Origin of the sequence: Acinetobacter sp. AR2-3 (assembly GCF_001878775.1) — a bacterium.
GTDB classification, from domain to species: domain Bacteria; phylum Pseudomonadota; class Gammaproteobacteria; order Pseudomonadales; family Moraxellaceae; genus Acinetobacter; species Acinetobacter lwoffii_D.
This window is the reverse complement of the sequence record NZ_MJIQ01000036.1, coordinates 1-2941: the sequence shown is the minus strand read 5'-3', so window position 1 is coordinate 2941 and position 2941 is coordinate 1. Positions and strand designations below refer to the sequence as shown.

At 50.2% G+C, this 2941-nt stretch carries 1 rRNA gene; it reads right to left on the bottom strand.

Annotated features, from left to right (window positions below):
- Positions 1–2827: ribosomal RNA gene (locus BFN00_RS05570) — 23S ribosomal RNA — on the bottom strand; the annotation flags it as partial.
- Positions 2828–2941 lie beyond the last annotated feature (114 nt).

Here is a 2941-nt window from a genome sequence, read left to right as displayed (position 1 = left end):
GAAAAGGAGAAGAGAAAGGGTGTTAAAGTGAGGGGTTATGGGGGGGGGAGAGGTAGGGGGAGGAAAGGAATGGGTAGAGTATGGGGATTTTTTTTTTTTTGTCTCGTGGGCTCGGAGATGTGTATAAGAGACAGTGACAACCGGTACACCAGAGGTTCGTCCACTCTGGTCCTCTCGTACTAGGAGCAGATCCTCTCAAATTTCCAACGCCCACGGTAGATAGGGACCGAACTGTCTCACGACGTTCTAAACCCAGCTCGCGTACCTCTTTAAATGGCGAACAGCCATACCCTTGGGACCTGCTTCAGCCCCAGGATGAGATGAGCCGACATCGAGGTGCCAAACACCGCCGTCGATATGAACTCTTGGGCGGTATCAGCCTGTTATCCCCAGAGTACCTTTTATCCGTTGAGCGATGGCCCTTCCATACAGAACCACCGGATCACTAAGACCTACTTTCGTACCTGCTCGACTTGTGGGTCTCGCAGTTAAGCGCGCTTTTGCCTTTATACTCTACGCGTGATTTCCGACCACGCTGAGCGCACCTTCGTACTCCTCCGTTACTCTTTAGGAGGAGACCGCCCCAGTCAAACTACCCACCAGACATGGTCCTCGTCCCGGATAACGGGACAGAGTTAGAACCTCAATATTACCAGGGTGGTATTTCAAGATTGGCTCCACAGCAACTAGCGTCGCTGCTTCAAAGCCTCCCACCTATCCTACACAAGTAAGATCAAAGTTCAATGTCAAGCTGCAGTAAAGGTTCACGGGGTCTTTCCGTCTAGCCGCGGGTACACCGCATCTTCACGGCGAATTCGATTTCACTGAGTCTCTGCTGGAGACAGCGCCCCCATCATTATGCCATTCGTGCAGGTCGGAACTTACCCGACAAGGAATTTCGCTACCTTAGGACCGTTATAGTTACGGCCGCCGTTTACTGGGGCTTCGATCAAGAGCTTCGCTTACGCTAACCCCATCAATTAACCTTCCAGCACCGGGCAGGCATCACACCCTATACGTCCACTTTCGTGTTTGCAGAGTGCTATGTTTTTAATAAACAGTTGCAGGGGCCTGGTTTCTGAGGCTGTCGGCCGCTCAAGGAGCAAGTCCTATCACAGACAACAGCGTACCTTCTCCCGAAGTTACGGTACCATTTTGCCTAGTTCCTTCAGCAGAGTTCTCTCAAGCGCTTTGGTCTACTCGACCTGACCACCTGTGTCGGTTTCGGGTACGATTCCTGTGTAACTGAAGCTTAGAGACTTTTCCTGGAAGCATGGTATCAGCCACTTCACTGTACAAGTACAGCTTGCTATCAGTTCTCAGCATAGAGTACCCCGGATTTGCCTAAGATACATGCCTACAACCTTCCACCTGGACAACCAACGCCAGGCTGACTTAACCTTCTCCGTCCTCTCATCGCATTACACAGAAGTATTGGAATATTAACCAATTTCCCATCGACTACGCCTCTCGGCCTCGCCTTAGGGGTCGACTCACCCAGCCCCGATTAACGTTGGACTGGAACCCTTGGTCTTTCAGCGTGCGAGTTTTTCACTCGCATTGTCGTTACTCACGTCAGCATTCGCACTTCTGATACCTCCAGCAGACTTCTCAATCCACCTTCATCGGCTTACAGAACGCTCCCCTACCACGCATAATAAATTATGCATCCGCAGCTTCGGCATATAGTTTTAGCCCCGTTACATCTTCCGCGCAGGCCGACTCGACTAGTGAGCTATTACGCTTTCTTTAAAGGGTGGCTGCTTCTAAGCCAACCTCCTAGCTGTCTATGCCTTCCCACATCGTTTCCCACTTAACTATAATTTTGGGGCCTTAGCTGGCGGTCTGGATTGTTTTCCTCTTGACTACGGACGTTAGCACCCGCAGTCTGTCTCCCGGATAGTACTCATTGGTATTCGGAGTTTGCATCGGTTTGGTAAGTCGGGATGACCCCCTAGCCGAAACAGTGCTCTACCCCCAATGGTATTCGTCCGAGGCGCTACCTAAATAGCTTTCGGGGAGAACCAGCTATCACCAAGTTTGATTAGCCTTTCACCCCTATCCACAAGTCATCCCCTGGCTTTTCAACGACAGTGGGTTCGGTCCTCCAGTTAGTGTTACCCAACCTTCAACCTGCTCATGGATAGATCACCTGGTTTCGGGTCTATACCCAGCAACTAATGCGCCCTATTAAGACTCGGTTTCCCTACGGCTCCCCTATTCGGTTAACCTTGCTACTGAATATAAGTCGCTGACCCATTATACAAAAGGTACGCAGTCACCGGACACAAGCCGGCTCCCACTGCTTGTATGCATGCGGTTTCAGGATCTATTTCACTCCCCTCACAGGGGTTCTTTTCGCCTTTCCCTCACGGTACTGGTTCACTATCGGTCAGTCAGGAGTATTTAGCCTTGGAGGATGGTCCCCCCATATTCAGACAAGGTTTCACGTGCCTCGCCCTACTCGACATCATCATATAAGCCCTTTCGTGTACAGGACTATCACCGTCTACGGTCGCACTTCCCAGAGCGTTCCACTAGAACTTATATGACTTAATGGGCTCTTCCCCTTTCGCTCGCCGCTACTGAGGGAATCTCAATTGATTTCTTTTCCTAAGGGTACTGAGATGTTTCACTTCCCCTCGTTCGCCTTGCAACACTATGTATTCATGTTGCAATACCTACCTTATGGTAAGTGGGTTTCCCCATTCAGACATCTCCGGATCACAGGATATTTGCCGCCTCCCCGGAGCTTTTCGCAGGCTATCACGTCTTTCTTCGCCTCTGACTGCCAAGGCATCCACCACATGCACTTAATTACTTGACTATACAACCCCAAACAGTCGTTTATCCTTACAAGTAGCTGTCTCTTATACACATCTGACGCTGCCGACGATCTTACGCGTTTACATTTTTCGTGCATCCTTCTTACTATTAAAAA